This window comes from Acinetobacter sp. YH18001, from assembly GCF_013416975.1.
GTDB classification, from domain to species: Bacteria; Pseudomonadota; Gammaproteobacteria; order Pseudomonadales; family Moraxellaceae; genus Acinetobacter; species Acinetobacter pseudolwoffii.
Genome location: NZ_VPEU01000072.1, coordinates 1 through 6,311, shown reverse-complemented (window position 1 = coordinate 6,311; position 6,311 = coordinate 1). Strand labels below are relative to the sequence as shown.

The 6,311-nt window shown below is 41.8% G+C and carries 7 protein-coding genes; 5 read left to right on the top strand and 2 right to left on the bottom strand.

Going from position 1 to position 6,311, the window contains the following annotated elements:
* The coding region (locus tag FTV48_RS13730) for a LysR family transcriptional regulator (protein WP_180000712.1) at window positions 1-135 on the bottom strand (135 nt) is incomplete at its 3' end.
* Window positions 136-237: 102 nt separating this feature from the next.
* Between FTV48_RS13730 and trpB the strand changes: the two genes are divergently transcribed.
* The gene (trpB, locus tag FTV48_RS13725) at window positions 238-1,449 is read left to right on the top strand and encodes a tryptophan synthase subunit beta (protein WP_100535558.1); all 1,212 of its coding nucleotides are present in this window, start codon (window positions 238-240) and stop codon (window positions 1,447-1,449) included.
* Complete coding sequence (trpA, locus tag FTV48_RS13720; RefSeq protein ID WP_180000711.1) at window positions 1,446-2,231, top strand: tryptophan synthase subunit alpha; 786 nt, start codon at window positions 1,446-1,448, stop codon at window positions 2,229-2,231. The genes trpB and trpA overlap by 4 nt, the downstream gene beginning before the upstream one ends.
* A 115-nt stretch (window positions 2,232-2,346) precedes the next feature.
* Here trpA and FTV48_RS13715 read toward each other — a convergent pair whose 3' ends face one another.
* Window positions 2,347-3,867 carry a catalase gene (locus tag FTV48_RS13715; RefSeq protein WP_180000710.1) on the bottom strand — a complete coding sequence of 507 codons (1,521 nt, stop codon included), beginning with the start codon at window positions 3,865-3,867 and terminating at the stop codon, window positions 2,347-2,349.
* Window positions 3,868-4,008: 141 nt separating this feature from the next.
* Between FTV48_RS13715 and FTV48_RS13710 the strand changes: the two genes are divergently transcribed.
* From FTV48_RS13710 to FTV48_RS13700, 3 genes are all read left to right on the top strand, one after another.
* On the top strand, window positions 4,009-4,773 hold the full coding sequence (locus FTV48_RS13710) for an AraC family transcriptional regulator (protein ID WP_180000709.1): 765 nt from the start codon (window positions 4,009-4,011) through the stop codon (window positions 4,771-4,773).
* Window positions 4,774-5,015: 242 nt separating this feature from the next.
* Window positions 5,016-5,897, top strand: coding sequence for an IS982 family transposase (locus tag FTV48_RS13705; protein WP_159515998.1), 882 nt, complete (start codon window positions 5,016-5,018; stop codon window positions 5,895-5,897).
* Between the two features lie 49 nt (window positions 5,898-5,946).
* Window positions 5,947-6,311 (top strand): LysR family transcriptional regulator (locus tag FTV48_RS13700; RefSeq protein WP_180000708.1); only part of this gene is annotated, 365 nt, incomplete at its 3' end.

Genomic DNA, 6,311 nt, shown 5'->3' with positions numbered 1-6,311 from the left:
GAGCTGTTTGATTTGATGGCTGATTGCACTATGAGTGACACACAGTTCTTCCGCAGCCAAGCTGAAGCTTTGATGTCTAGCGACCGCTTCAAATGCTTTAAGTGAATTTAAGGGCGGTAAGGTTCTACGTTTCATGCTGTAAATTTTTCTAACATCATAAATCAAAAATATATCAATTATCAGGAAAATGGAAATCTTTTAAGATCCAATCAATGTTGAAATTTTAAGAGAAAGACAATGACAACTCCTTATATCGGTCAGGGTCCTGATCAAGGTGGTTTTTTCGGTAAATTTGGTGGCTGCTATATGCCTGAAAGCCTGATGCCAGCTCTACAAGATTTAGAACAAGCCTTTAATACCATACGGAATCAACCTGAATTTTGGGCTGAATATCGACAGATTTTAACCGACTTCGTGGGTCGCCCTAGCCCGCTATTCTATGCAAAAAATCTAACTTCCTACGCAGGGGGAGCCAAAATATATCTCAAGCGAGAAGATTTGAACCATACCGGCGCCCATAAGATCAATAACTGTGTGGGGCAAATATTATTGGCTAAATTCATGGGTAAAACCAGAATCATTGCTGAAACAGGTGCAGGACAGCATGGTGTTGCCACAGCAATCGTCTGTGCACTCTTTAAGATGAAATGCACGATCTATATGGGTAAAACAGATATTCAACGTCAGCAACCGAATGTTGAACGTATGAAATTACTTGGTGCTGAAGTACAAGGCGTAAAAAAAGGCCGTGGAACCCTGAAAGATGCTATGAATGAAGCCTTACGTGACTGGATCAGTCATGTCGACACGACTTACTATCTGCTAGGAACTGGTGCTGGCCCGCATCCCTACCCGACTATTGTGAGAGAGTTCCAGAAAATTATTGGCATCGAAGCCAGAAACCAGATTCTTCTTAAAGAAAATAAACTCCCAGATGCTTTGGTTGCTTGTGTCGGTGGGGGTTCCAATGCATTAGGACTCATGCACCCCTTTCTAGAGGATACCAATGTCAAAATGTTTGGAATTGAAGCTGGCGGGAAAGGCACTGATAGTCATGAACATGCTGCCTCGATTTCCAAAGGTCGAGTCGGCGTCTTGCATGGTAATTTGACTTACTTACTGCAAGATTCAGACGGGCAAATTCTAGAGGGACATTCCATATCCGCAGGACTGGATTACCCTGGGGTTGGCCCTGAGCATTGCATCCTGTTTGAAACAAGCCGCGTGACTTATGCAGCAGTCAAAGATGAAGAGGCTGTACATGCCTTTCAACTACTGAGCCAGCAAGAGGGCATTATCCCAGCGCTGGAAAGTTCTCATGCTATTGCCTATGCCATCAAACTTGCGAAAGAAATGCATCCGGAACAGACAATTATCATCAATTTAAGCGGTCGAGGTGACAAAGACTTAGACACAGTCAAAAAGTATCTTGCAGGAGCACGCGCATGAACCGTTTAGATCAAAAACTAATGCAATTAAAACAGGAAAATCGCAGTGGTTTAGTCTGTTATTTTACTGCCGGAGATCCTGATTTTAATGAAAGTTATCGTCTATTTAGTCAATTGGGTCAAGCTGGAGCTGATATCATCGAAGTGGGCATCCCATTTTCTGATCCTGTGGCCGATGGAGAGACCATCCAGGCTGCTCATGTTAGAGCACTCGCTTCTGGTCAGACCGTGCATCGAACCATTGAGCTCGTGAAAGCTATCCGTTTACAGGATGAAACCACCCCGATTATTTTAATGACCTATTTAAACCCGATCATACAATATGGTTTCGAGAAGCTGGTTGCGGATACCGAAAATTTGATTGAGGGGATTCTGATCCTAGATGCCCCTTATGAATATCGGGAAAAATTTAAACAGATATTAAATGAAAAAAATATGCATTTAATTGCAATGAGCGCACCCACTACTCCAGTTGAGCGATTGAAACAAATCTCAGCCAGTGCGACAGGATTTTTATATCATGTTGCGGAAAATGGTCTCACCGGCGGTACTTTAAATCTGACCAATCTTGAAAAAAAGATTGCTGAAATCAAACCAATTTTTAATATCCCGATTGCTATTGGCTTTGGGATTAAAGATGAAAGTCATGTGAAAGCCTTAGCCAATAAAGTTGATCTGGTGGTGATCGGTTCGGCACTGGTGGATACCTTTTTTAAGCAAGGTGTAGACGCCACATTAGAAAAAGTTAAAATTTTTTCACAAATTCTGAAAGAGAAATCTTAGTTTTTCTTTATGATCCTTAATAGAGAATTTATGGCATAAGGTTTTCACCTTCTTATGCTATATTCCATAGTTTACCTCCTCTCCCCCTTAAAAGAGGAAGAGAAAGTAAAATAAATTAAAGAAAGCTTGGCAAACCTTTAGCAGGATCTGTTTCACGTGCCGCTTGAGCATCTGCTACAGTCATACCTAAGGCCTTAGCAACGCCTTGCCCATAAGCTGGATCGCAAGCATAACAGTTGCGGATATGACGGTATTTGATGAAATCTAGCGCATCACCCATCGCTGCGGCCGTGTTATTAAACAGGGCCTGTTTCTGCTCATCATTCATCAAATTGAACAGGGCACGTGGCTGGCTGAAGTAATCATTGTCATCTTCACGGAAGTCCCAGAAATCAGCATCACCGGTAATCTTTAATGCTGGTTCTTTAAACTGAGGTTGTTCCTGCCACTGGTTAAAACTGTTCGGTTCATAATGTGGCAATGAACCATAGTTGCCATCCATGCGGCCCTGACCATCACGACGATTAGAGTTTACAGGGCAGCGTGCAGCATTGACCGGAACCTGTGAATGATTTACACCAACACGGTAACGCGCTGCGTCGGCATAGTTCACTAAACGTGCCTGTAACATACGGTCCGGTGAGTAGCTGATGCCCGGTACAAGATTACTAGGTGCAAAGGCTGCCTGTTCTACATCCTGGAAATAGTTTTCCGGATTGCGGTTCAGCTCAAATTCACCGACTTCAATCAGTGGATAATCGCCCTTCGGCCAGACTTTGGTCAGGTCAAATGGATGATAAGGCACTGTTTCGGCTTCCAGTTCTGGCATGACTTGAACGTACATTTTCCATTTTGGATAGTCGCTACGTTCGATGGCATCAAACAGGTCGGTCTGGCTGCTTTCACGGTCTTTGGCAATCAAGTCTGCTGCTTCAGCATCGGTCAGGTTCTGGATGCCTTGCTGGGTACGCATATGGAATTTCACCCAGAAGCGTTCATTTTGGGCATTGATAAAACTGAAGGTATGGCTGCCAAAACCATGCATATGACGGTAGCCAGCAGGAATACCGCGATCCGACATGACAATGGTCACCTGATGCAAGGCTTCAGGCAATAATGTCCAGAAATCCCAGTTATTGGTGGCACTGCGCTTGTTGGTTTTCGGGTCACGTTTGACTGCTTTATTCAGGTCAGGGAACTTGCGGGCATCCCGCAGGAAAAATACCGGAGTATTGTTGCCAACTAGATCCCAGTTGCCTTCTTCAGTATAGAATTTCAGGGCAAAACCGCGAATATCACGTTCTGCATCGGCCGCACCACGTTCACCCGCCACCGTTGAGAAACGCGCAAACATTTCGGTTTTTTTGCCGACTTCAGAGAAAATTTTAGCGCGGCTATATTGGGTAATATCATTGGTCACGGTAAAGGTACCGAAAGCACCTGAACCTTTGGCATGCATACGACGCTCTGGAATCACTTCACGGACAAAGTTGGCCAGTTTTTCATTCAGCCATAAATCCTGGGCAAGTAAAGGTCCACGCGCACCTGCCGTCATACTGTTCTGATTGTCGACCACAGGGGCACCAGCTTCAGTAGTCAGGTGGGTAACAGGACATTTTTTAGGGTCTTGACTCATACTATTAACTCCCGTTTCTTTTCATTTAAATTGCCGAGAGAAACTTAAGATCTCCATATTCTAGTTTACGCTTAACTAGCGTATTAAAATATTAAACTAAAGAGTGTCTACAAAATCGGTGGCTATTCAGTACATGGTGCCATGGGATTCTTGGTCAACAGTAGCCCAAATTTATTGATAGCACTGAAAGCATTTCAGGAATTTATTCCCACCCGTATCAGCTTTGCACGTTTAAATCTTGAATACACCGAACATTCAGTCAATATATCACTGTATTTTGATTTTCAACTGTCTGAACAGGTACATCGTCTATTGGCTGAAACCTGTGCCGTGATTTTATTTGAGTGTGCTGAATTTATTGTTGGACGCCCTCTCCATGACGCTCAAATCTGTTTTGCGCACGCAGAACCCGACTATCACCAAGCCTATGCGCAGTATTTATCGGGCGCTTATTCTTTTTCCGCACCTGCAATCAAAGCCACCTTTCCTTTCAGTCTATGTCACATTCCGAATGCCTCGGCCAATCAAGACAGTTATTTACTCGCGATGCAACAATGCGAAAGCATGCTACAGCAGCTCAAACCGGGCAAGCAAAGCTATGTGTATATGATAAAAAAAATGATGCTGTCGAGTTCGCTACATGAACTGAGTGAAGACCAAATTGCAGCGGCATTGTTTATGAGTAAACGGACATTGGCACGTCAACTTGCCGCAGATGGCACAAGCTTTAGGGAGATTCGAGATGCAATTTTGTCGGAGCAAGCACGTCGTTATTTAACAGACAGTACTTTATCTGTCGATGCGATTGCAACGCTATTAAACTATCATGACAGTTCTAACTTTAGACGCGCATTTAAGCGTTGGTTTAACGTTACACCGATCCAATATCGTAATCAATATAGTTAAACTTTGGGTAAAGTTCATTGCATAAGCAGGTGAAATATTTTTTATCATTCAAAATTGACCTGATTGAAGATTAATTTTTTTCTGTATTCATGACCATCCCTGATCGGACGGCTAAACATCATGTCGTTCGAATAAGACCTTTAAATCAGCCATTTGTTACGCCAATCTCAACTTTTTAAGTCATTGAAATGAGAAGGACATAACCTCACTTTAATTTCGACCAAGAAAATAAAATTACAGTTATGTCCATTGAAGAATTTATCATCTTTGTCTATTTAATTATAGATGAGCTATATCCAATTGTTGTTAATAAACCACTCAGAACTCGTGGCTTTCCACCCGCTCTTACCGATATTGAAATTATCACAATGCAAATTGTGGGTGAATTCCTTGGAATGGATACAGATAAAAGTATCTGGATGTATTTTAAAAACAACTGGTTAGCTTGGTTTCCAAAACTGGGGTCATATCCTAATTTTTGTAAACATTGTGCAAACTTATGGCAGATCAATCAGAAAATCATAGCTCGCTTAACTACATATTATGGTCAGGATAATATTCATTTTATTGATGGATTTCCTATTCCTGTCTGTCGCTATAGTCGAGCAAAAAGACATAAAAACTTCAAAGAACATGCAGGCTTTAGTTATTGTGCAGCTCAACAGGAAAAATACTATGGTTTTAAGGGACATATCGTGATTAATTTTGATGGTATGGTCACAGGCTACACTTTTGCCCTGGCGAATGTTGATGAGCGTGATATTGCACCAGAAATTACAACACACATTCATGGATTATTGGGAGCAGATAAAGGCTATTTAAGACCAAGCTTAATCGAATACTATAAATTTCAATATGTTGATTTACAGACACCATTTAGAAAGAATATGCTTGATCTCAGACCTAAAGAATCAATGAGAGTGTTGATGAAGGCTAGAAGAAAAATTGAGACCGTCATTGGCCAGTTGGTAGATCGCTTTAATATCCAAAAAGTAAGAGCAAAAGATTTATGGCATTTATCACATCGCTTTATCAGAAAGATTCTGTCACACACCGTCTGCGTTGTTTTGAATAAGAAGCTTGGCCATTCGCCAATTCAACTCGAAAAACTCATTTTAAGTTGAGATTGGCGTATTTGTTATAATTTCGATATTCAATGAATGGCAAAATTAAATGGATCATTTGCAGAAGTTACAGATATATGTGCGTGTGGTTGAAACCCAAAGCTTTACTCACACTGCTGAGACATTGGGTGTGCATCGTCCACTGATTTCCAAAGCCATCAAACAGCTTGAACATGAATTGGGGGTGAGATTACTCAATAGAACCACCCGTAAAGTCAGCATGACTTTAGAAGGTGAAGCTTTCTATCACAAAGCATTGCAACTCCTTAAAGACTTCGATGCTATTTTTAATAGCTTTCAGCCAAATCTACAGACTCAAAATATATCGGGTAAACTGCGCATCAACGTACCCATCACCATTGCCAAAGCCACAAAAAAGGCATGCGCTGTGCATGCCTTGATTGTAACCAATCA

Bases quoted from the DNA above. Each gene is read 5' to 3' on its own strand.
- trpB (WP_100535558.1), top strand. From the start codon at position 238: ATGACAACTCCTTATATCGGTCAGGGTCCTGATCAAGGTGGTTTTTTC.
- trpA (WP_180000711.1), top strand. From the start codon at position 1,446: ATGAACCGTTTAGATCAAAAACTAATGCAATTAAAACAGGAAAATCGC.
- FTV48_RS13715 (WP_180000710.1), bottom strand. From the start codon at position 3,867: ATGAGTCAAGACCCTAAAAAATGTCCTGTTACCCACCTGACTACTGAA.
- FTV48_RS13710 (WP_180000709.1), top strand. From the start codon at position 4,009: ATGGGATTCTTGGTCAACAGTAGCCCAAATTTATTGATAGCACTGAAA.
- FTV48_RS13705 (WP_159515998.1), top strand. From the start codon at position 5,016: ATGTCCATTGAAGAATTTATCATCTTTGTCTATTTAATTATAGATGAG.